Genomic DNA, 24,153 nt, shown 5'->3' with positions numbered 1-24,153 from the left:
GAGTCAAGCATAATTTGGCATCGTCCGGAATTAAACTGAATTACTTTTTATTTAAATCCAGTCTTCATGTGCTGTATACACAGACAATGTTAGATGAAGTGAATATTTAGGGAGGTAATTTTGATTTAATTCAAAATTATCTCCCTTGAGTTATTTTATTTCAAAAATAAATGCTCATGAAAAATAAATTGTATATTTCTCACCTGAAACTCGACAAGGGTAATGGCAATCTATTTTTAATAAAAACGCTATAATATACATGGGATTATTTGACAGATTACGGGGTGAACTTATCGATATTATTGAATGGCTTGATGGGTCAGATGATACCTTGGTTTACCGTTTCGATCGTTATAAAAATGAGATAAAGAATGGTGCAAAACTAATTGTAAGAGAAGGTCAAGCGGCTGTATTCATTAATCAGGGGAGAATTGCTGATGTCTTTGCGCCTGGAATGTACTCCTTAACTACGGATAATCTGCCTATCCTTTCTACTTTGGAAGGTTTCAAATACGGATTTAACAGTCCTTTTAAAGCAGAGGTTTATTTTATAAATACGCGTAATTATACAACCCAAAAATGGGGTACTAAAAATCCCATTGTTCTTTCTGATCCTCGGTTTGGAATGACCGAAGTTCGTGCCTATGGGTCATATGTTCTCCGTGTTAGTGATCCAGTTGTTTTCATCAAACAGGTCGTTGGGACGGATGGCAATTTTACTATGGGTAAAATTGCAGACCAACTAAGAAGTATCATCGTTTCACGATTTACCGATGCTGCAGGAGAGGCAAACATCACGATTGAAAAATTTGCCTCACAAACCACAGAAATTGCTGAGCTTGTTCATGTAATTCTTGGGAAAGAATTTGAAAAATTCGGTGTCGAATTGATGAGTTTCCTTATTGAAAACGTATCGATGCCTGAAAAAGTAAAAGAAGAACTGTTTGAACTTAGCCGTTTAAATGCTGTGGACTTAAATAAGTTCAGTCAAATGAAAGCCGCTAAAGCCATGCAAAGTGTTGCTGAGAATGGCAACACCAGTACAGGATTAGGGATGGAATTCGCTATGGCCAATATGATGGGACAGATATTTTCCGGTGCCAACCAACAGCAGGGGAATACTACAAGTCGCACCTTCCATCACGCTACTACAACGCCTCCTCCTCTACCCAATATGGTTGTTTTCTATGCAGTTGTAAATGGGCAGCAGGCCGGTCCATATGATATCAATGCTTTAAAGCAGTTGGCAGTACAACGTCAAATTACAACTGATACTTTGGTGTGGCGTGAAGGTATGGAGAATTGGCTCCCTGCAAGCCAGTCGCCGGAATTGAAGTCTGTATTCGGGGCAGTTCCTCCGCCACTACCTGGACTCTAAATGAAAAATACTGAAAAAGAAAAATAAATGTCAACGTTAGGAGAAGCAAATGGTACCACAGGAGTCTGTAAAGGTTGCGGTGCTCATTTAAATTATACGCCAGGTAAGTCGCAGGTAAAGTGTGAATATTGTGGGGTACAAAATGAAATCGTAGTTAATCGGGAGAATGTAAATCGTGCTGCAGACCCATTTTCAATATTGAAAGAGCACCTTTCAATTGATACAAGTGGCTATAAGTCCATAAAGTGTCAAAAATGTCAATCTAACGTTAGTATTCATCCCGATACAAAAGCTGCTACATGCCCTCTTTGTGCCACGCCTTTAAATATTGGAAGTTCGTCTACAGGAAATAGGATTAGAGCGTCTTCAGGTAAGTTGAGTGATGTAGACCAGGCTAAGGTAGAAAGACAAGCTGAACAATTAAAGCGTGGATGTCTTCAGTTTTTTAAATATTTATTCATAATAATAGGTGGTATTTTTGTTTTTATTCTATTAGTTGCATATTTTATGTCTAAATCTGAAGGATAAGCTTTGGGAATTGTTAACAGGTAATATCAGTTCATTTTATACCTACAATAATAATTAATGTCAAGTGCAAGAAAGGAAACAAGTGATACCACAGGAGCCTGTAAAGGTTGTGGTGCTCATTTAGATTATACACCGGGTACATCACAGGTAAAGTGTGAATATTGTGGGGTACAAAATGAAATCGCAGTTAAATGGGCTGGGGTAAATCAGGCTGCGTCTTCTATTGAAAGTTCATCTAAAGGAAATAAAATTATATTTTCTCCAGTTAAGACAAGAGAATGGGATAGATCTTTGTCCAACGGACAAGTTAAGAAACCAAGAAATGGATGTTTTGCAATTTTTCTTTATTTGATAGTAATACCGCTTGCTGTTCTGTTCTTTTTCTTCATTTTTATGATTATTTACAAAGCTAAAGGATAAATATTTGTGGGCTTTTAACCTATAAAATCAGTTTGTTCTTATTTGTAGAAGGATAGTAGTGTCAAATACACAAAAAGAAACTAATGGTGTCTTAGGAGCCTATCAAGGTTATGTTGCTCGTTTAGAGTAGACGCCATGCTCATCGCAGGTAAAGTGTGAATATTGTGGGGTACAAAATGGAATCGTAGTTAAACGGAAGACAATAGGTCGATCTGATCTATCATTGTTTAACATTCTCTCACTTGATTTTGCCGAATATAAATTTACAAAGTGTAAAAATTGTATGGCTGTTATATGAGTTCAACCCAATTTAATTAGAGTCGCATATCCTCGTTAAACCAAGCCTCTGGATATGGAGAAGTTAGTTTCGGAGGAGAATATTGAAGTAATCACATTCCCTTAGGCTAATGTGTATGGAGTTAATTGGGACAAAGCCAATAGCTACCCTAAGAAAAAGAATAAACCACTATCATCCCTCTAGCAGTTATGGTGGTGTTTTTTTGATTGCAGAAATATTAAAATCTGTTAAATAAGATTGAAGCTACAGATTAGTTTCCTGACTGACATAACCTATTGCATAAGAAAGAGATTTAAAAACTAAGCGGATAGCTTAAAGCAAGTCAATCTATATTGTCATCTAATTTTAGGCTTATTGTTATGTAGTTTTATATATGCATTGAAATGGCGAATTGCCATGTAAATAGCAAATAGAAATATAATCAAGAAAAATACTGTCAGAGACACTTCAAACGAATTTGGGATAGAAAACCCTCTTAACATAGATTCTAAGAGACCGGGAAAAGTAAAGAAATGTATATTCTTACAGAGTATAACTAACCAATATATTGTAAAAAATGTAGCGGTTATCCCCATAATATTAACGATGGTTCTTTCCTTTTTATTCTTGATAAATACAGATTCTAAATTCCATTTGGTGGTTAAAAGATTCCAATCAATGAAAATTAAATAAACAATGAGATTCGAATAGAATGGAATGTTAAACATCAATAAAACTAGCATGTGAAAAACTACACCTGCTGCGATAAAGAATCTGAAATATTTAATCCTTATCACGCTAAATATAAAACCAAATTCTAAAATCAAAGCAGAATAGTCCATCATTTTCCAAAATATGTGATTATCAAATGATTGTAAAATGGGGGTAAGGAAATCATTCCTATCGATTGTATTATAAATTCTTAAGAAATGAAATCTAACTCCTTCACCTTTCCAACTTAGCCAACCTCCTATCATTTTTTCAGCGGCAGAAGTGAACATAGAAAATCCTATTGCTAATGCAAAAATTAATATAATCATTGCATTAGTATTTGATGAAATTTTGTAACTCGTATGTTTTTGTGTGAACAAATTAAGGCTAAAATATTTTCCCCACCCTGCGAATCCCAAAAATGCAGGAGCAAGATACCACAATAGTAAGTGATCAATTTTGCCGAAGGAATACCAAAAATTATGTCCGATTATGCATGTAATAGAGAATAATAAGGAGGTCCATCTGGATGCAACTCCAAGAAACATTAGCATAAAAAAACATAGGTTTAATAAGGTTAATGTTATAAAGAACCAGCCTGCAGGAAAATGGGAGAATAAGGCTGAAAAGCTTAAAACAGGTGGGTTGAATAAGTAATCTAAACTGCCTGCGATCCAGCTATACGAAGGAAGTCCAATCAAAAACAGCACTATAAAGCAATATATTATCCGATATATAGATAGGTATTTGGGGTCTATATAATAATCATTTAAGATGGTTTCAAATTTCATATTAGTCTTTAAAATAAAGTTTTATATCAGGTTCGTTATTTATATCCTTCTCAAATACTAATTTTCTAGTATTGTAGATCTTTGTTGTTTTGTTGATTTGAAGGCCCTTGAAACTTCGTTTTGGATAAAGTTTCATCAACTGTTTTATGGAGTATGAAATAAAGGCAGTTCTCGCACGCAGAAGCGAAGGATCATTTTTAAACTTCTTCTCATTTGAAATGATAGTGGATAAAAAATAGTTGACATGTTTTTTATAGCCATTAAAAAAGTTTTTTTTATCAATAGCGATCAGCTGATTTTGATTAGTGATTGCATAAAATAGAATATCAGGATATTGAATGTTATCCTGCACTATGGGCGCATAAGAGAACGCCGGAAATACAAGTGAAGGATAAATGTTATGCTTCCTCCCGACCAGAAAATGAAGTAGCAGGACAATCAAATAACTGATAATTATCATCTGATTCAAAGAATTTTTGTTCATATGTTTATTTGGTTAGAGCGTTTCTTCCGAACTATTTGTTCGGCTATTTATAGAATAAATAGATATTGATCATATTGGGCTACCAACCCTCATTTTCAGGTACTACTGCTATTTTAATATTAAACATATCAGAGAGGGCTTGCCTGGCAGCATGGTAACCACACATTCCATGAACACCTCCTCCGGGTGGTGTACTCGATGAACAAATATAAAGTCCTTTTTTTGAGGTTCTGTAGGGGGAATATCTCAATGCTGGTCGGGTATACAATTGACCAATATCTAATATTCCTCCATTTATATCCCCACCAATATAATTGGGATTATAAACATTTAGCTGCTGTGTATTCATTGTATGTTTTCCAATAATAACATCTTTGAAGCCAGGAGCAAATCTTTCAACCTGATTCTCTATAATTGCTGTCATATCGGTTATGGAACCATGCGGAACGTGGCAGTATGCCCATGCAGTATGTTTCCCAGAAGGAGCTCTGGTACTATCAAAAACACTGGGTTGAGCCATCAGGACATAAGGACTTTTAGTAATTTGACCTTTCGAAGAATATTGTTCAGACTGTGCTATTTCCTCAAAAGTATTACCTAGGTGTATGGTTCCCGCTTGGCGCGCTTCTTTAGCTTTGAATGGTACCATTTCTGATAGTGCCCAGTCAACTTTAAATACCCCCATGCCATAGCGATAATTTTCTAGTTGCCAATTGTAAATTTTAGATAATGCTTTCCCGGCAATCAGTTGTAGTTGTTTCGGAGTTACGTCTAAGAGCACGGTCTTTGAGGGGGGTAATTGATTTAGGTCACTTACCATAAAACCTGTTTGTACGGTTCCTCCAAGAGAAATGAAATATGATTCCAGAGCCGACGCTATCGATTGAGAACCACCTTTTGGAATTGGCCAACCATGAATATGTCCTACGGCCGATAATACCATTCCTATCGCAGCAGTGGTTAAATTATGTAGAGGTTGAATGGAATGTGCAGCCATACCTCCCCATAATGCTCTTGCTTTTTCGGTAGAAAACCTCTGTGAAATCATTGTGGCAGATTGCAACGCATTCAAACCAAACTTTGCCAGTGGTATAGGATATTTTGGAAACCTAAGGGGGGATAATAGACTTCCTACTAATTTACTCCAATTCAGAACAACAGGTTCAATCAGATCAAGATAAACTTGTTTATCCGTACCGAGTGAATTCGCAGTTTCTGATAAAGATCTATAGAGAACTGCGGCAGTGCCGTCATCTAGTGGATGAGCAGCAGGTATATTGGGATCAATATAAGTTAGGCCGTGTACCTGCAGTGGAAGAGAAGAAAAATATGGTGAAGCCAAAGCCATTGGATGTACTGCGGAGCAGACATCATGTTTAAATCCAGGAAGCGTTAATTCGCTGGTCCTGAGACCTCCACCAATAACATCTTTACCTTCTACTAATAAAACAGATAAACCAGCTCGCTGCATAGCAATAGCTGCAGAAAGTCCGTTTGGTCCTGATCCAACTACTATAGCATCGTATGCCAAATTCTTATTATGCATTGAGCGTCAATCACAAATAGAAAACAAATATATATTATAATAGAATACATTGTTTGTCAAAATATACGAATGATTTTTTGGTTGAGATTTATTTAGCCCTTTTTTGTACTATTTCCGCTGCTAAATATCACATAGAAATAGAAAGAGGATTTTGCAATGTAGAAGGAAAAAGGGGAGTAGGATAGATTCTCCGCCTTTTGTTAGCTTTCTTTAAGGAAATCTTTCTAGGGTAATATTAAAGTTCACTGAAGATGAAATTTAAGGAGGATTGACACTATGACTTGGCTGAGATTGTGTAATTATTACTGAAATACTATTTTGATATTTTAGCGTAAGTGTCCGTTTGCTTGTAACTAGGTTTTAATTGTGATTCATCATGTTACCGTCTATTGAGATAAAAATATATTACCAATTGCCTATAACATGATCACGCTATCAATCAGCTTCGACTTACTGGGCTATGCCTGCTTTTCTGACACAGCCCATAATCTATAAGTTATTTTAATTTTAAATAAAGCTTTCTCCAAACTGGATACTCATTTGTTTTACAATTTCCTTTATCTCCTGCTCCTGTTCTTTAGGATAGATAAGTAAAGCGTTTCCCTCATCAACCACAATAAAGTTTTCCAGGCCTCTGATCACGGCAAGCTTTTCGCCATTGATATGAATAATACTGTTAGTAGTATCGCTTACACTAATCTGTTTAGCAGCAATAACATTGTCATCTTCGTCTTTGGGCGCAGCTTCATATAAAGAAGCCCAGGTGCCTAAATCGGACCAGCCAAATTCAGCAGGAATGGTGTAAACATTATCGGCTTGTTCCATGATTGCATAATCAATGGAAATGTTTGGCGAAGTAGGATAGTATTCATCTATAAATGCACGCTCTGCATCTGTATTATATAATTCACATCCTTTTTCAAATAAGGTATGTATGTCGGTAGAGTATTTTTTTAGGCTGCTTAAGATGGAACTGGCTTTCCAGATGAATATTCCTGCATTCCAAACATAATTGCCTTCTGCTAAAAATTCTTTTGCCTTTTCTAACGATGGTTTTTCTTTGAATTGAGCTACTTTGTATACCCCATCATAAGCAGCCGACTCATATTTTATGTAACCGTAACCTGTGTCTGGTCTGGTCGGTGCAATTCCTAGGGTTACCAGTGCTTCATGCTGTTCTGTATAAGCTAAAGCTTGTTCGATTTTCTCAAGAAATTTGTCTTCATATAAGATAAAGTGATCTGATGGAGCTACGACAATATTGGCTTCAGGATCTAATGCGGCAACCTTGAAGGAGGCATAGGCAATACACGGAGCGGTGTTGTTGCGGCTTGGCTCGCAGATTAATTGATTGTCTGTGATTCCAGATAGCTGATCTTTAATAATGTCCCGGTATTGACTATTTGTTACAATAAAAATGTTTTCTTGTGGACAGAGCTTTAAAAAACGTTCATAAGTTAACTGAAGTAAAGACTTTCCAATCCCTAATACATCAAGAAATTGCTTTGGAAAATTATTGCGGCTTTTAGGCCAGAAACGGCTGCCTACGCCGCCTGCCATAATTAAAACGTAGTTGTTATTTTTCATTAGTTAGTACTTATGGTTTTTTTTTGCTGTAAGGAGAGCATTGATGACATAGAAATGTTTTATTCTTGATTGTTGTGGTTGACGTGTAAATATAGTATTTTCATTAATAAATGTATTTTTTAAAACATTTTTGACTGTTTGGATTGTGTTTTGACCCAAAAAAAGTTATTGTATATGTTTGCATATCTCATGCAGTTAATATTTGCTAAAAATATATTCTACCATCTGCGAATTAGTCCTCTAATTTGACAATAGGTGTGTTAATTTAAGCCTGAATAAATATTAAATTTTAAAGTTTTATACAAAATTAATAGTTGTGATGTGCTGTAGATCATTTTTTTTTCTATTTTTGTTACTGTATAAAATTTATGACAGCTACTTCCGCAAAATTTAGATATGATATTAATGCTTTAAGAGCAATCGCAGTTATTGGGGTTTTACTTTTTCATTTTAAGGTGCCTTATTTTAATGGAGGATTTTCAGGAGTGGATATCTTCTTCGTTATCTCTGGTTATTTAATGACAAGGATTATTATAAACGGAATAGAGAACAATAAGTTTTCGGTCGTTGAATTTTATGGAAAAAGACTTAAGCGAATAGTTCCTGCTTTACTGGTTTTAATTATTGTACTCTCCTGCTTAGGTTTCTTTTTTTATTTTCCTGTTGATTTTATGTTAAATGAAAAAAATGCAACTGCCAGCATATTGTTCCTTTCTAACATGTTCTATTGGAAGAATTCCGGCTATTTTGATCCTTCTTCTGAGACGAATATTCTATTACACACATGGTCATTATCTGTAGAATGGCAATTTTACCTTGTTTATCCCGTAGTTCTGTTAATTATATTAAAGCTTTTTAAAACCAAGTCAAGGTTTACCGGGTTTTTCGTAGCCTCGACATTCTTAATAATGCTATTTTCTATTTATCTTACTAAGAAATCACCCACAGCATCTTTTTACCTTTTGCCAAGCAGGTCTTGGGAAATGATGTTTGGGGGTATAGCATTTCTTTTAGAAGGTTTCTTGAAAGATGTTAGAGTAAGAAAACTAATATCCTTATTGGGTTATATCCTATTGCTCGCTGGATTATGCTTGCTGAGAACAGAAATGGAGTGGCCAGGATTTTTCACCATAATCCCGGTTGTAGTGACATTCCTAATCATTACTTCGAATTATAATGATTTCAAGTTCTTAAAAAGTAGTGCCGTTCAGTTTCTAGGAAAAATTTCCTATTCTTTGTACCTCTGGCATTGGCCAGTGTATGTTGTTTCTAAATATTTCGGGGTCGAAACAACATGGGTTTCAGTATTCAGCCTATTGGCTGTCTCTTTTATACTGGGCTATCTTTCATATAGATATGTAGAATCCATAAATTTTAAAAATAACACTTTTATCTTGTCTGGAATGATCGGTTTAATTGCGATTACTTGTTATCTTGGATTTGTAAGTACGAATAGCTTCATGTTTAAGCCACTTTCAATTTACCTCACCAATTATGAGAGTGAAAAAGTCGATAAAAAGAGTCAATTTAGTTCTGGTTGTTGCTTCATGTCAAGTCTCCACTCTGGAATGAAGGATTTTAAAAAAATGGAATGTCTCAGTATTAAGGAGGATAAGAAGAATATTCTTTTAATAGGAGATAGTCATGCTGCACAGCTTTCATTATCACTCAGAAATGTCTTAGGCCAGTATAACATTAACTTATTGCAGGCTACCTCTAGTGGATGCTCACCGATAAAAAGAATGAATGGTCAATTGAGATGCAGTGAGATCATGGATTACATTTATAATGACTTCATTGTAAATAATTCGAAAAAGATTGATGGAATTTTTATTTGTGCAAACTGGGTAGGAAGGGCTGCTGGAGATAATGACAGGATGGTTAATGATATTAGAAATACAATTCAATATCTAAATGAATTGGGTATTCCTGTTTTATTAATTGGTCAGAATGAAACTTATTACATGCGTTATGCATCAATATTGGCAAAAGAGATTGAGTATAATATCAAATTAAGGGACAGTCAGATAAATAAGGATTCTTTCACCATTAATCAGATTCTGGAAGATCAGTTTAAATCAAATTATATTAATATTATTCATAGCACTAACATTCCCCCCTTGTCAAAAACGAATAGTCCTTATATGTTTGATGAAAATCATTTCACATTATATGGTGCTGATATAGCAATCAAGAAGGTCTTTTCAGACCCGATAACGATAAGTTTTTTAAAGAAGATGGATGTAAAGGAAAACATACTTTATAATTCTTCCATGGCATTCGTTTCTGGTCAATTTCCTACGATTTCGAATTGAAAATCTATCGTAAAATATAGAAAAGAGGATTTAGGAATAGGTTTAATTCATTGATTGAAACATTTATTTGATAAGGACCTTTGATTAATGATAGAATTTTTTTGAAAAGACAAAGTTTCGATATGTTTGAAAATAATTTAAATATTTTAGGTCAAATATTATAAAAAGCTTAGTTTTACAGTTGAACAACTACAATGGTTGCGCAAACTACACTCACCTTATGATTAGAATTAGTACTACAAATAAGCTCTCTAAATTATTGTGTTTATTTGCAATCATCCTACTTTCATCTTGTGGAACAACGAAGAACGTTCCTTATTTCCAAAATGTTAGTATTGCGGATAGCTCATCTTTATCAGCAACTGCTGTTTTCCATGAGCCCACAATCCAACCAGACGATATTTTGTCAATATCTGTTTTTACCATAGATCCGACCACATCTATGGTTATTAATCAATTGGGCACTCAAGCTCTCAGTAGTGGACAAGTTGGAGCCCCAGGGAGTTCTGCTATAAATGGATTTTTAGTCGATAAAAATGGTGAGATTGAAATTTCAGTTATCGGCAGAGTTAAATTGCTGGGTTTAACTACTTTCGAAGCAAGAGACCTTATTAGAGATATTGCCTCAAAGAGTTATAATAATCCCAATGTACAGGTCAGGTATGCAAATTTTAAATTGACCATCTTGGGAGAAGTTGCACGTCCAGCTACCTATACCGTTCCTAATGAAAAGCTCACTGTTTTAGACGCACTAGGTTTGGCTGGTGATTTAACAATATATGGAAAAAGGGAAAATGTACTTTTAATTAGAGGTGGTAATGGAGTAAAGCAATTTGCCAGGTTAAACTTAAATTCAGCTGATTTGTTCAATAGCCCATTTTTTTATTTGAAGCAAAATGATGTGCTGTATGTAGAACCAAACAAAGGAAAAGCTGCATCCTTGAATACGGCTAGAACTCAAAGTTTTGCATTAATTGGTACCGCGTTGACAGTATTGATCACGCTTGCAACCAGAATTTTTTAATTCTGAGGATGGTGATAAATAATTTTACATCAATCTATTAAATTTACATGAATACATCATCAGATAATCAATTGATATCACAGCCGGTCGAAAACGATAATATAGATTTTCGCCAGATTGCATTTAGATACCTTTCGAATTGGCCATGGTTCCTTTTGTCGGTAATTGCTTGTTTAATTATAGCATATACATATAATAAATTTGCTACCCCTATGTATAAGGTATCGGCTAGGGTGTTGGTTAATGACGAAAAAAAGGGGGGTGGATTGGCTACAGGATCTGAAGTCTTAGGCGATTTAGGGGGATTACTTGGAGGAAAAAGTAGTGTTGATAACGAAGTTGAGATTTTGAAAACGCGTCATTTAATAGAGCGTGTTGTTGAAGATTTAAAGTTAAATGTCACTTATTTTGAAAAGGCTCCTGTTAAAGATATCGAAATTTACAAAGCCCCTTTTATTGTTGAACCAATAATTTTAGCAGAGACTGTCAAGTTTGTGCCCTCAGAACTTACTTTTCTTGATAACAACAGGATCTCACTAAAGTATGATGATGTGGATACTGTGGTTAGTTTCAATAAACCAATTAACATTCCAGGTGTAGGGACTATTCGAATTATTAGAAATCCTAATATTGAGATAGCGAAGGAAGGGTACGGGTTTTTAGTCCAGTCAGTAGATGATAAAGCATCAAGTCTGATCAATGATTTAACGGTCTCTGTAGGTAGTAAATTGATTACCATCATTGATTTATCTCTCGACAGTTCGATTCCAGATCAAGGGGAAGATATCTTGACTCGTTTAATTTATAATTATGTTCAGGAAAACCTCAAAGATAAAAATGAGATCGCCGACAGTACGATAGCCTTCATTCAAAGGAGGTTAATGATTATAGGTAGTGAACTTGGAAGTGCTGAAGGGAACATTCAGAATTTTAAGCAAAAAAACAGTCTGGCTGACATGAGTGAGCAAGGCAAATTATTAGTAACCTCAACAGGTCAGTATACTGATGAGTTAGCCAAAACTGAGACGCAAATTTCAATAGTCAACAGTATTCTGGACTATTTAAAAGATAATACGAAAAATAAGAGAGTGCTCCCTAGTCCGTTAATGCAAACTGGTATGGTTTACAGTGGGGCAGTTGAAAAATATAATGTCCTATTATTGGAAAGAGGTAGGAAATTAATAGGCTTAACCGAAGATAATCCAATTATCGTAAATTTGGATAAGGAGATCTCCAATGCAAGATCCGATATAGAGGCTAATTTGAGCAGTACGCTTGACGGACTTGAAATAACTAAAGATAAGCTTAAAAAACAAATCGCAGGTGCAGATAGCCAAATTAGACAAGTTCCCGAAACTGAGCGTAATTATCTAAAATTAGCTAGGCAACAACAAATTAAGCAAGAACTCTACATCTTCTTAATGCAAAAAAGTGAAGAGACAGCGATTTCCAAAACTGCCAATATCGCGAATTCTAAAACTATTGATCAGCCAAGAGCAGATAATAAACCATTTGCTCCAAAAAAATCAGTAGTATACCTTGGATCTTTGGTTTTTGGATTTTTGTTACCTCTAGGTATTATTTTCTTGAAAGATTTGTTGAATGACCGAATTGAATCCAAGGATGATATTATTCGTCTTACTCACGTACCAGTTGTTGGTGAAATAAGCCATAATGATGATATTGATAATTCGATAATTGCTAATAATTCCAGATCCATCATTGCCGAGCAGTTCAGAGGGTTGCGAACCAATCTTTCCTTTTTCCTGAAAGGCGAGAACGAAAAAGTTACGCTTATAACTTCTAGTATGTCAGGAGAAGGAAAATCATTCATCGCACTTAACCTTGCTACTATACTTGCATTGTCAGGAAAAAGGGTATTGTTAATGGAATTGGATCTCAGAAAGCCTGGTTTGTCTGCAAAGATGAATATTGATAATAAATTTGGTTTTACAAATTATATTATCTCCGATGATATTACTCCAAAGGACATTATTCAACCTCTGGACCTCCATCCAAATCTCTTCTTTGTAGGTTCGGGACCTATTCCGCCTAATCCTGCAGAAACGCTAATGAGTGGCCGTTCTACAGAATTATTACATGAGCTAAAGCGACAATTTGATTATGTCGTTATTGATGCTCCACCTATAGGGCTTGTAGCAGATGCGCAGCTTTTGGGAGATTTTGCTGATATGTGTCTATATGTGATGAGACAGGGATATACTTATAAAGATCAGGTCAATATTGTTAAAAATCTTGCCTTGTCAAATAAAATGAAGAGAATGGGAATTATCGTGAATGATATTGACACCAAAAGTGGCTATGGCTATGGCTACGGTTATGGCAGTGGTTATGGATATGGTTCTTATGAACAGGAAAGTGATAAGAAAGGCTTCCTAAGTAAATTCAAGCGACGTTAACGCTAATGAATTATTGATTTTCTGGTGATTGCGTAAGTTGAATTGTTATGATACTGAAATTAATTATATATGCTTAAACTGATAACTTACAAATGAGTAGCCATAAAAAATTAGCTATAACTGGTATTTTCTGGAATGGAGTCCAGCTGATAATTAATCAGTCTTTTACTTTTATTATTCGATTAGTTCTTGCTAAGCTTTTATTTCCTGAGCAATTTGGCGTAATTGGAATGGCAATGATCTTTACCGGATTTGTTCAAGTTTTGAATGATCTCGGTATTGCAGCAGCATTGGTACAGAGAAAGGATGAAGATTTACGGGAAGCACACTATCATACTGCATTTTGGACAGGTGTAATCTGGTCTGTTGGATTATTTTTGATAATGAGTTTCTTACTTGGACCTTTTGCGGCTAGCTTTTATAAGGAGCCAATGTTGAAATCCATAATTCCCGTTTTGAGTATTGGAATATTGTTTAGCCCTATTAATCTTGTTCATAAAGCATTACTTACTAAAGTAATGAATTTTAAAAAAATGGCATTTATTGACAATACATCGAATATTATTTCTGGCTGTATTGCTTTGATATTAGCTTATATGGGAGCAGGGGTATGGGCTCTAGTGTTTAACTCTGTTGCTACAATTATTATTTCGATCCCATTATATTTTTGGGCTTCGCGATGGTATCCCAAATTCATTTGGGATAGGGATGCATTTAATGATGTATTTGGGTTTGGCGCATATACTACTGGTACTAACGTCATTAATTATTTGATCAATAATGTCGATTATTTGCTAATTGGGAAGTTGCTTAGTGCAGGAGCACTAGGAGCCTATACTTTTGCTTTTGTACTTACAGATACATTTAGGAGCAGACTCATGGCTGTAATTAATAACGTAATGTACCCAATTTATGGTAAGAATCAATCGGATCCTCAGGCCTTAAAAAAGTATTATCTTAAAGTCATCAGCTATAATAGTATCATTGTCTATCCAATTATGATCTTTATGTTAGCTGTTGGACAACCTTTCATCATACGATTCTTTGGCGAAAAGTGGATTGAATCTGTCGTTGCATTGAAGATTTTGGCTGTATCTGTAATGGTGCATATGTTGATCAACAGTAATACAGCCCTCATTAGGGGAATGGGACGACCTGGACTTGAATTCAAGTTACAAATCATTAAATCTGTAATATTTATACCCACTTTATACTACGGAATAGTGTATTGGGGTATTGCCGGGGCAGCATATGCAGTCTTGATCAATAAGGTTGTCGCAGTCATCATAGGTCAATATACTTTTAATTATTTGTTGATGATTAAACTAACAACTATGGAGTTTTTTCACTCCGTCAAGCGACCATGGTTGGCTGCAATAGGAAGTTATGGCCTTGCATTATTGATGGATAAAATACTACACGTTCATTTTATGATTACAGGAACTACAATTTTTATTTCATATTTTTTAATCATCTACTTGTCTATGGGAAATGAACTTAAAAGGGAATTCACTCAAATTAAATCATTAAGGAAAACATCGGTATGAGCATTTTAAGGAAGCTAAAATCAACTGTCAAGGGGTTTATTAAGAATAAGCTGCCTGGGTATTTATATAAATCATATTTCTTGTCATCCGTCTATTATTTTCTTTTTGATTCAGCCTTTAGGAGAGAACATAATGCAGTACTCGCAGGTAAGGTCAAGCACTTAAAGGAAACGAAGGATTCAAATGGGAATTACTTCCTCTTAGTGAGGAATACGCATAGGTTAGAGAAGGGATTACTGATGATACCTCGGCGTACAGTCTTTGCAAAAGATTATATCTTGGAGACGATTGACTCATTTGAAGGTATTTGGAAAATTCATAATCAAGATAATTCAAATCCACAATTAAAGTGGTTTAAAGATGTCATCAGCGAATATTTTGCTCATATTGCATCGAATGATGCTTTTATAGAGAGTTTGGGTCAGCGGTTCAATACCATACTTTCCAGTGATTTAAATGCTGACTGTAATGACTTAACTAAGTCTGTGCCTTATAAAAGACTTCATGAAAATAGAAGTAATATTTCGTATGATGAATTTTTCAGGTTAAGTAAACAAAGAAGATCAGTAAGATGGTATTTAAAAAAGCCTGTACCAAGAGAATTAATTGATAAGGCTATCCTGGCAGCAAATCAATCCCCTAGTGCCTGTAATCGTCAGCCTTTCGAATTTCGTATAATTGATGATCCTGAATTGGTGAGTAAAGTGATAAAATATCCTATGGGCACCACGGGATATGGTCATTCCATACCAGTTATGGTTGTGATTGTCGGCAATCTTGATGCCTATTTTGACGAAAGAGACAGACATGTGATATATATAGATGCCTCTTTAGCTGCAATGTCAATGATGCTTGCTTTAGAAACATTAGGATTAAGTAGCTGTGCAATCAATTGGCCAGATATAAATGATAGAGAATATAAGATGTCTCAGTTTCTAAATCTTCAACCACATCAGCGTACCATTATGTGTATGGGTGTTGGCTATCCTGATCCTGATGGACTAGTTGCTTTTTCGGAAAAGAGAAACCTAACGCAAATTAGAAAATATAACTTATAATAGATATGGCTATGATTATTGAATTACGTGGAGTCGAGTTTCACAACAAAGGTGCTGAGCTGATGCTTCATGCTATTATTGAAAAGATCAAAAGTAAATTCCCAGATGTGATCTTTGTTATGGAGAAAACTCCATCTGCTCCGAGAAACAAACAACAGGAATTTGGAATCTTTACCAAGACAAATTTTAAGTTATACAAATTCCCTCTTAAATATGTTTTTGCTCTTGTCCCTCAATCTATGAGAAGAAGCAATTATTTCATAAATGAAAGTGAAATCGATGTGGTGATAGATGGATCTGGATTTGCATTTGGAGATCAATGGGGTGCGTGGAAAGCTGGTTATAGATTAGCGGATCATATTATTAAATGGAAAAAAAGTGGTAAAAAAGTTATCATGATGCCACAAGCACTCGGACCATTTACGGAACAAAAGCTAGTGTCAAAAATGCGAACAATTATTGAATACAGTGACCTCATTTTTGCGAGAGATAGAATCTCTTTTCAATATATGTTAGAGCTTAATCCGAATGCAAAGAATATCAAACTTAGGCCGGATTTTACTAATCTTATCAAAGGTAGTATTCCCTCCTCTTTTGATCCTAAAACCTGTGAAGTTGCGATTATCCCGAATAATAAAATGATCGAAACTGCATCTGAAGAGGCTGGGCTGGCATATGTTTCCATGTTAAAGAAAATGGTAGAAATGATTCAAGATAAAGGCTATAAACCTTTCTTTTTAATTCATGAAGGAAAAAAAGATCTGGCTTTAGCAGTTAATACGAACAATTCGATTGAGAAAAAAGTTCCGGTTGTTATCGAAGATAACCCATTACATGTCAAAGGAATTATTGGATCCAGTAAAGCTGTTATTACCTCAAGATTTCATGGACTTGTAAGTTGTCTCGCGCAGGCCGTTCCTTGTTTAGCTACAGGATGGAGTCATAAATATGAGATGCTTTTGGAGGATTATGGATATGCTGAAGCCCTCGTGGATGTATCTAGTAACGATACCATTTTATTACAAAAATTAGACTCAATTTTAGACGATTCTTCAAGAATCACCATCATCGAAAAACTTAAGAAAAATAGTATCGAACAAAAGAAATTGAGTGAAAGTACCTGGGAGGAAATATTCACTTTATTAAATAAGTTGAAATAATTAATCGTCTAATTATGGAGCTTCCGTTTGTAAGTATTATCGTTCCTACCTATAATGATTGGGATCGCTTGTCATTATGTTTGGAGGCTTTGTCTCGTCAAAGTTATCCTTTGGATAATATGGAGATTATTGTTGTTAACAATAACCCTAAGGATAGCGTTCCTGATCAATTTATTGTTCCAGGTAACTGTAGAATAATAACGGAAGGTAAAAGTGGCTCTTATGCAGCTAGAAATGCTGCATTGGCCCTTGCCAAAGGAAGCTATATTGGTTTTACTGATTCAGATTGTATTCCAGATGCAAATTGGGTTAAAAACGCAATTGATCTATTTAAAGAAGATTCTACTCTTCAAAGAATAGGGGGGCGGATAGATATATTTTCTAAAGTTCCTGATATCTATAATTCCGTTGAACTTTATGAAACAGTCTTTGCATTTCAACAAGATCTTTACGTTAAGGAATATGGTACCTGTGTTACCGGAAATCTTTTTACAACACGAAAGGCTTTTGATTCAATTGGTGTATTCAATGATTCTTTAATGTCAGGAGGTGATTTTGAGTGGGGAAATAGAGCGACTCAGGCAAATGTTAAAATCATATTTGGCGCAAATGTTATCGTTAATCATCCTGCGAGATATCGTTTTGAGGAGCTTGCTCAAAAATCCAGAAGAGTAGCAGGAGGACATTATAATACGCATGAAGTGAAAAAAGGATTTGTCAAATTCTACCTTTCCTTGTTTAAAAAATTAATTCCCGTAGGTAGTGAGATAGGCTTAATTTTTTCTAAGGAGCATTTGTCAATCTCCCAAAAAATGAAGGTGTTTTATACAAGATATAAATTGCAGTTCATTTATAATTATACACTCTTTAAGTTGAGAAGGGGACAATCTGCCGAAAGGTTTTAATCTTACTGGTCATTTTAATAAAATTCATTATGAAAATAGGATATATTGCAGAATTTGATACGACAGATATTACGAAGAGATCAGGTTTGGGAGTAAATATTGCATCTGCTTTGAAACAGAATTCAAATACCCTACAATATTTGGATAAATTTAATCCGAAACCTCCGCTATCGGCGTATATAAAAAAGGTATTTTATAGGTTAAAAAAGCAACGATTCGATTTTCTACGTGAAAAATGGTATGCAAAACAATTCGCACAATACATTTCAAAAGAACAGGATGATGATATTGATTTGTTTTTTTCGCTGAGTTCACAACCTATTGCATTTCTGAAAAGTGATAAACCAATAGTATTTTACACAGATGCTACTTTCGCCCAAATGATTGGCTTCTATTTTAATAATTTGTCTGGTGATTCCATTAGGAATGGAACATTGATAGAAAAGAAGGCACTGGACAATACGAATCTGGCGATCTATGCCTCAAAATGGGCTGCTGATTCAGCTATAAATGATTACAGTATAAATTCAGCTAAGATTAAAGTTGTTCCGCGAGGTGCTAATATAATTTGTGATAGATCAGCTGAAGACATTAAACAAATTGTAGCGAATAGATCAAAGGAGATTATAAAACTACTTTTTGTTGGAGTAGAATGGCATCGAAAAGGTGGGGATAAAGCATATGAGATAGTTAAATACCTTAATGATAATAATATAAAGGCAGAATTACACATAGTTGGATTAAAATCGATTCCTTTAGATCCATTGCCGGATTACATAATTAATCATGGTTTTCTAAATAAGTCTGATTCATCTCAAAATGAGATTCTTAACAATCTTTACCTGGAATCCCATTTCTTTTTGCTACCCACTGTGGCTGATACATTTGGAATTGTATTTGCTGAAGCCAATTCATTTGGCTTACCCGCTATTTCTTTTAATGTTGGCGGAATTGCTTCTGTAATATTAAGTGATGTCAATGGATATTGTTTCGATCCCAATATCAATACTCAGGATATTGCATTATATGTACGTGATGTATTTCATGATCAGAAACGCTACACTGCTTTGTGCAATACCTCTTTTAATGAATATGAATCAAGGTTAAACTGGAGGGTTTCAGGAGCTCTTATACAAAATCTAATCAAAGAATTATAGTTTAATTAATACTTATATTCAACATTCAATGGATAATGACAACAATAAAATTTTTAAGCCCATAAAATCTGCTGGTGTTCTGAGAAGAGAACGCATAGAGATTTTTACGCTGTTGTTGGTGATCATCCAAAGTTGTGGTATCCGATTTATCCCTGGGCAAGGAAGTTTATTAATTGCATTAGTTCTCTTTCTTTCCAGAGATGGATTCAAAGCACTATCAAAAAAGGACTTTGGAAATTTGTTCATTATTTTCATTTTTCTATTTATTAACAACATCTTCGGACCAAACTTTTCGATTTCTAAATTTATATTTCAGTATGGATTGGTTTTAGAATCTTATGTCTTTCTTCTGTATTATAAGAAAAAGGGTTTTGATGTTTTATTAGACAGATTTTACAGAGCCCTCCACTTCATATTTCTCCATGCCTTAATAGGTTTCGCCTTATATATCTTATTAAGACCATTGTACATGGCTACAACTGCTTTTGGTTACCCATATAGGACTTTTGCTTTTTTATTTTATATCGCCAATCCAGATGGAGCGATTAGGAATACTGGTTTACTTTGGGAGCCTGGATTATTGCAGATGATGTTAAATATATATCTTTTTTATAGCATCAAGAGAAATGCGCCAATCTGGGTTTTGGTATTGATAACATTAACTATATTCAGTACACTTTCGACCGTTGGTTTCGTTATTTTGGGCTTTAACTACATATATTTTATCCTTCATAACTTTAAGAAACGGACTTCGTTGATTATAAGACTTATCATTTTGACATTTTTGCTGTCTGGGAGTCTTATTTTTATAAAAGATAATATTGAAGACAAGATCAGTGGAAGTAATACTTCCGGGCTTGTGAGATATAGAGATTATTTAATAGGGATGAGTTTAATTGCGGATAGACCCTTACTCGGACATGGTCTTTTTGAAACCAAGTACCTTACAACTCTTCCATATGTATCGATAATTGAATCTAATGTTTTTACTACAGAGTATTTAGCTGATGTAGATGAGCTTTCCGGAGGCTTTACCAATGGTTTGCTAGGAATATTTTGTTGGTTTGGTGTACCTGCGGGTCTTCTATTGAATATCCTCTTCTATAGGAATAGATTTTCGATGAGTTCCGGGTATCCCCAACTCGTATTCTATTTAATAATTACGCTGACTACTATTTCTGAACCTATTACAAATACGGCCTTTTTTCTTTTATTCCCTTTTTCTTTTTTAGTCTTTAGTAAACGTAAATCAGTATGAAAATATCCATTATAACAGCTGTATATAATGCCGAGAAGTTCTTGGTAGACTTTTTTGAAAGCATCAAATCACATGATATTGATGATTATGAACTTATTATTATTGATGGTGGCTCAAAGGATCGCAGTGTCGAGATTATTAAATCATATAGTAAGTATATCAAATATTGGATTAGTGAGCCAGATAAGGGTATTTATGATGCCTGGAATAAAGGAGTGTTAAAAGCATCGGGCGAATGGATCATGTTTTTGGGCGCCGATGATAAATTGGTAACTGGAGCCCTGAAAGATTATAAAAAATACATTATTGATAATACCATAACAGAAGATAACTGTCTATATATATCATCAAAGATGCAGATAATAGACGATTCTGGAAAAATGATACGTATCAAAGGATGGCCTTGGGAATGGCCGTTCTTTTTAAAAGAGATGACCGTTGCACATCCTGGTTCATTACATTCACCTAAATTATTTCGTGACTTTGGACTGTTTGATCCTTCCTATAGAAGTTCCGGGGACTATGAACTCTTATTAAGACCTAAATCCAAGTTAAATGGTAGATTCTTTGACCAGTTAACAGTGATCATGTTAGAAGGTGGGATGAGTGACAGCTTTCTGGGCATTGAGGAGCATCGTAGGGCGGCTATAAAGACTGGAGGAGCAAATCCATTTGTAGCTTATTTAAATTCCTATTGGGTTGGATTTAAATTTTTATCTAAAAAAACCACTAAGAGACTTGGGCTCAATCTTTATTTGAAAAAGTAGTTAAACTGATGAATATGAAAAGAATGTATCTCCTTCTAATTATCGCTTTTCAGCTTGTTAATTGTAAAGCTTATAGCCAAACCAGAGTAAAAATGGGGGCGTATTATTTTGATGGTTGGCGGAACATCCGTTCCGTACATTTGACATCTTCCCTGGTTAATAATTTCTCCTCCAGGCAACCGAAATGGGGTTGGGTTACCAGTACACAAAAGATTGTTGATGAGCAAATAAAGGTGGCTTCAAAAAATGGTTTAAGCTTTTTTAGTTTCTGCTGGTTTTATAAAAAGGGTGGGGACAGTCCTTTAAATAATGCACTTAATCTTTATTTAAAATCACCGAATAGAAGTTTGCTTGAATTTAGCTTGTTGGTTTCCAATCATGAAGGATATGAAATCGGTCCTTCAAATTGGAGAGACTTTCAGACAAGGGCCATTAATCTCTTCAAATTACCTGGATATGTTAAGGCCAACAATAAACCATTGATTGTCTTTTTTAGTTTGCAAACACTGATTAAGCAGTTTGGCTCAGCTGAGAAAGTGGCTATTGCTTTTGAAAGTTTGAGAGAACAGGCACGAAGAGAGGGATTGGCAGGTGTAAGTATTGCGGGCTGTGTATCTAATGATCCGAAGAATATTTTACTAGCAGAGAGATGTGGTGTTGATATCCTTACCGGGTACAATTATCATGATGTGGGTTTGTTTCGTCAATCAGGGAGTGTACCTATAGAAAAAATGGCCAGTACTGAGAGGCAGATGTGGAATTCATTTAAGAGTTTGACAAATCTACAATACATACCGGTGAGTACTTTGAACTGGGATCCTAGGCCTTGGGCGAATAAAAGTAATAGATACTCGACATCGCCTTATTATAAAGGGTATTCAAAGCAATCGGTATACAATTCGGTTAAGGGCTGTGCTGACTGGTTGCAAAAAAACACCAGCAATACTACACCTGAAAAAATCGGATTGTTATATGCGTGGAATGAATACGGAGAAGGTGCATATTTAACTCCAACTAAAAATGGGGAAAATTTGGCAGAAGGAATAATAAAAGCTTTGAATAACTAAGTTATACATTATCTAACTCTTTTAAAATGCATAAATATTTAATATTAAGGAGCTATCTGTGGAACATTATAATGCTAAAGTTGATCAATGCTAAATATTTGAAGCTGCCTAAAATTACAGGTTGTATCAAAGTTAAGGGATTGAGGGGCAAGATCACTTTTGGCAATAAGGTTTCAATTGTATCCAGCAAATGGGCAAATCCGGTAGGATTAAGCTCTGATACCTATATCTGCCTAAATCCGGGCGCTGAAATAATAATTGGTAACAATGTGGGAATCTCTAATGCATTGCTATTTGCGTGGTCAAAAATAACTATAGAGGATGACGTAAGAATTGGTGGTGGTTGTCAGCTATTAGATAACGATTTCCATAGCTTAGACTATACCATCAGAACGGGAAGATTGGATCAGAAATTTGTAAAGTCATCCCCGATAGTTATAAAAAAAGGAGCTTTTATAGGAACTCAATCAATTATTCTTAAAGGGGTAGAAATAGGAGAACAGAGCATTGTTGCTGCAGGTTCTGTTGTAGCGAAAAGTATCCCTCCCTTTGAAATTTGGGGTGGAAATCCAGCACGTTTCATAAAGAAAATAATTAACGAAGTGAATGGAAATTAAAAGAATGAATATACTTATGATCGGGCGATCAACTTTAGATTCGTCTCCAGGTGGCGATTCCGTCCAATTGTATTCTACAGCGAAGTATCTAAAACTGCTGGGTGTTAATGTTGATGTTAAGCTTTCCCATGAAAAGATCAATTATGAAAGTTATGATTTGATCCATTTCTTTAATGTCATTAGACCAGATGATATCCTTGCACACATAAAGAAGAATAAACTGCCATTTGTAATCTCTACAATCTTCGTTGATTATAGTGAATATGAAAAATTGAATAGACAAGGTATTCAGGGACTGGTCGCAAGGGTGTTTTCTGGCGATCAAATGGAATATATTAAAGCCATTGCCAGATATGTTGTGAATGGCGATAAGATTAACTCCATGCGTTATCTATGGAGTGGTCATAAATCCTCAATCAATTATGTGTCCCGTAAAGCAAAGATGTTACTACCAAATTCACATAGTGAGTTTAATAGGTTTGCTAAACTTTATGATACGAATGGTATATATAGAAAAATCCCCAATGCTATTGATACATCTACATTTGATGAGAATGTAGTGCCCAATGAAAGCTATAGGAATCACATCATTTGTGTGGGAAGAATTGAAGGGCGTAAGAATCAATTGAACTTATTATTAGCTCTTAAAGATACAGACTATAAAGTTACATTAATAGGTAAGCCATCACCCAACCATAAGGGATATTACGAGGATTGTTTAAAGATCATCGCTCAATATCCTAATTTACAAATGATAGATCATATTGATCATAAAGAGTTATCGTCCATATATAAAGCTGCTAAAGTGCATGTCTTGGCAAGTTGGTTTGAAACCACTGGCTTAAGTTCTTTAGAAGCTGCTGTAATGGACTGTAATCTTGTTGTCAGTCGGAAGGGAGATACTGAAGAATATTTTGGTGACATGGCTTCTTATTGTGATCCCGATGATATTGATTCTATCAGAAAGGCGGTTGATGAAGCCTATAACAAACCATTTGATCCTTCACTAAAATTATTATTACTAGATAAATTTACCTGGCTAAATGCTGCTGAAGAGACTTACGAAGCTTACAAGGATGTTTTAGAGATTAAATCATAATGTGCATATCAAAGGGTTTAAATACAGATTCTATATA

General features: G+C 35.0%; 19 protein-coding genes. 16 read left to right on the top strand and 3 right to left on the bottom strand.

Going from position 1 to position 24,153, the window contains the following annotated elements:
• Positions 1-259 precede the first annotated feature (259 nt).
• The 3 genes from ACSBL2_RS24910 to ACSBL2_RS24900 are packed head-to-tail and all read left to right on the top strand — an operon-like array spanning position 260 to position 2,326.
• The gene (locus ACSBL2_RS24910; RefSeq protein ID WP_442589263.1) at positions 260-1,378 is read left to right on the top strand and encodes an SPFH domain-containing protein; all 1,119 of its coding nucleotides are present in this window, start codon (positions 260-262) and stop codon (positions 1,376-1,378) included.
• Positions 1,379-1,405: 27 nt separating this feature from the next.
• Complete coding sequence (locus tag ACSBL2_RS24905) at positions 1,406-1,906, top strand: zinc finger domain-containing protein (RefSeq protein ID WP_442589262.1); 501 nt, start codon at positions 1,406-1,408, stop codon at positions 1,904-1,906.
• 57 nt (positions 1,907-1,963) lie between these two features.
• A complete protein-coding gene (locus ACSBL2_RS24900; protein WP_442589261.1) occupies positions 1,964-2,326 on the top strand; it encodes a zinc finger domain-containing protein in 363 nt (120 codons plus the stop codon).
• A gap of 633 nt (positions 2,327-2,959) precedes the next feature.
• Here ACSBL2_RS24900 and ACSBL2_RS24895 read toward each other — a convergent pair.
• The 3 genes from ACSBL2_RS24895 to ACSBL2_RS24885 all read right to left on the bottom strand — a co-directional run bounded on the left by ACSBL2_RS24895 (position 2,960) and on the right by ACSBL2_RS24885 (position 7,722).
• Positions 2,960-4,105 carry a hypothetical protein gene (locus tag ACSBL2_RS24895; protein ID WP_442589260.1) on the bottom strand — a complete coding sequence of 382 codons (1,146 nt, stop codon included), beginning with the start codon at positions 4,103-4,105 and terminating at the stop codon, positions 2,960-2,962.
• A gap of 563 nt (positions 4,106-4,668) precedes the next feature.
• The gene (locus ACSBL2_RS24890; protein ID WP_442589259.1) at positions 4,669-6,135 is read right to left on the bottom strand and encodes a phytoene desaturase family protein; all 1,467 of its coding nucleotides are present in this window, start codon (positions 6,133-6,135) and stop codon (positions 4,669-4,671) included.
• 507 nt (positions 6,136-6,642) lie between these two features.
• Complete coding sequence (locus tag ACSBL2_RS24885) at positions 6,643-7,722, bottom strand: mannose-1-phosphate guanylyltransferase (RefSeq protein WP_442589258.1); 1,080 nt, start codon at positions 7,720-7,722, stop codon at positions 6,643-6,645.
• Between the two features lie 368 nt (positions 7,723-8,090).
• On the opposite strand from ACSBL2_RS24885, the gene ACSBL2_RS24880 reads away from it, so the two are divergent.
• From ACSBL2_RS24880 to ACSBL2_RS24820, 13 genes are all read left to right on the top strand, one after another.
• Positions 8,091-10,037 (top strand): acyltransferase family protein, encoded by a 1,947-nt coding sequence (locus ACSBL2_RS24880; protein WP_442589257.1) that lies wholly within the window; start codon positions 8,091-8,093, stop codon positions 10,035-10,037.
• Between the two features lie 220 nt (positions 10,038-10,257).
• Positions 10,258-11,061, top strand: a complete 804-nt coding sequence (locus tag ACSBL2_RS24875; protein ID WP_442589256.1) for a polysaccharide biosynthesis/export family protein — start codon at positions 10,258-10,260, stop codon at positions 11,059-11,061.
• A gap of 47 nt (positions 11,062-11,108) precedes the next feature.
• Positions 11,109-13,481: a GumC family protein gene (locus ACSBL2_RS24870; RefSeq protein WP_442589255.1), complete on the top strand. Its 2,373-nt coding sequence runs from the start codon at positions 11,109-11,111 to the stop codon at positions 13,479-13,481.
• Between the two features lie 92 nt (positions 13,482-13,573).
• Positions 13,574-15,028, top strand: coding sequence for a lipopolysaccharide biosynthesis protein (locus ACSBL2_RS24865; protein WP_442589254.1), 1,455 nt, complete (start codon positions 13,574-13,576; stop codon positions 15,026-15,028).
• A 278-nt stretch (positions 15,029-15,306) separates the two neighbouring features.
• Complete coding sequence (locus ACSBL2_RS24860) at positions 15,307-16,086, top strand: nitroreductase family protein (protein WP_442589253.1); 780 nt, start codon at positions 15,307-15,309, stop codon at positions 16,084-16,086.
• Between the two features lie 5 nt (positions 16,087-16,091).
• The gene (locus ACSBL2_RS24855) at positions 16,092-17,246 is read left to right on the top strand and encodes a polysaccharide pyruvyl transferase family protein (protein ID WP_442589252.1); all 1,155 of its coding nucleotides are present in this window, start codon (positions 16,092-16,094) and stop codon (positions 17,244-17,246) included.
• A 14-nt stretch (positions 17,247-17,260) separates the two neighbouring features.
• Positions 17,261-18,151, top strand: a complete 891-nt coding sequence (locus tag ACSBL2_RS24850; RefSeq protein WP_442589251.1) for a glycosyltransferase — start codon at positions 17,261-17,263, stop codon at positions 18,149-18,151.
• A gap of 29 nt (positions 18,152-18,180) precedes the next feature.
• Positions 18,181-19,308, top strand: coding sequence for a glycosyltransferase (locus ACSBL2_RS24845; RefSeq protein WP_442589250.1), 1,128 nt, complete (start codon positions 18,181-18,183; stop codon positions 19,306-19,308).
• 28 nt (positions 19,309-19,336) lie between these two features.
• Positions 19,337-20,566, top strand: coding sequence for an O-antigen ligase family protein (locus ACSBL2_RS24840; protein WP_442589249.1), 1,230 nt, complete (start codon positions 19,337-19,339; stop codon positions 20,564-20,566).
• A complete protein-coding gene (locus tag ACSBL2_RS24835; protein WP_442589248.1) occupies positions 20,563-21,333 on the top strand; it encodes a glycosyltransferase family 2 protein in 771 nt (256 codons plus the stop codon). The genes ACSBL2_RS24840 and ACSBL2_RS24835 overlap by 4 nt, the downstream gene beginning before the upstream one ends.
• 14 nt (positions 21,334-21,347) lie before the next feature.
• Positions 21,348-22,400, top strand: coding sequence for a glycoside hydrolase family 99-like domain-containing protein (locus ACSBL2_RS24830; RefSeq protein ID WP_442589247.1), 1,053 nt, complete (start codon positions 21,348-21,350; stop codon positions 22,398-22,400).
• Positions 22,401-22,426: 26 nt separating this feature from the next.
• Entirely contained in the window at positions 22,427-23,017 is a 591-nt protein-coding gene (locus ACSBL2_RS24825; protein ID WP_442589246.1) for an acyltransferase, read from the top strand.
• A complete protein-coding gene (locus tag ACSBL2_RS24820; protein WP_442589245.1) occupies positions 23,007-24,116 on the top strand; it encodes a glycosyltransferase family 4 protein in 1,110 nt (369 codons plus the stop codon). The genes ACSBL2_RS24825 and ACSBL2_RS24820 overlap by 11 nt, the downstream gene beginning before the upstream one ends.
• Positions 24,117-24,153: the final 37 nt, after the last annotated feature.

Origin of the sequence: Pedobacter sp. AW31-3R, assembly GCF_052180285.1 — a bacterium.
GTDB lineage: Bacteria > Bacteroidota > Bacteroidia > Sphingobacteriales > Sphingobacteriaceae > Pedobacter.
The sequence above is the reverse complement of the archived record's forward strand: the minus strand, read 5'-3'. Positions and strand labels throughout refer to the sequence as shown.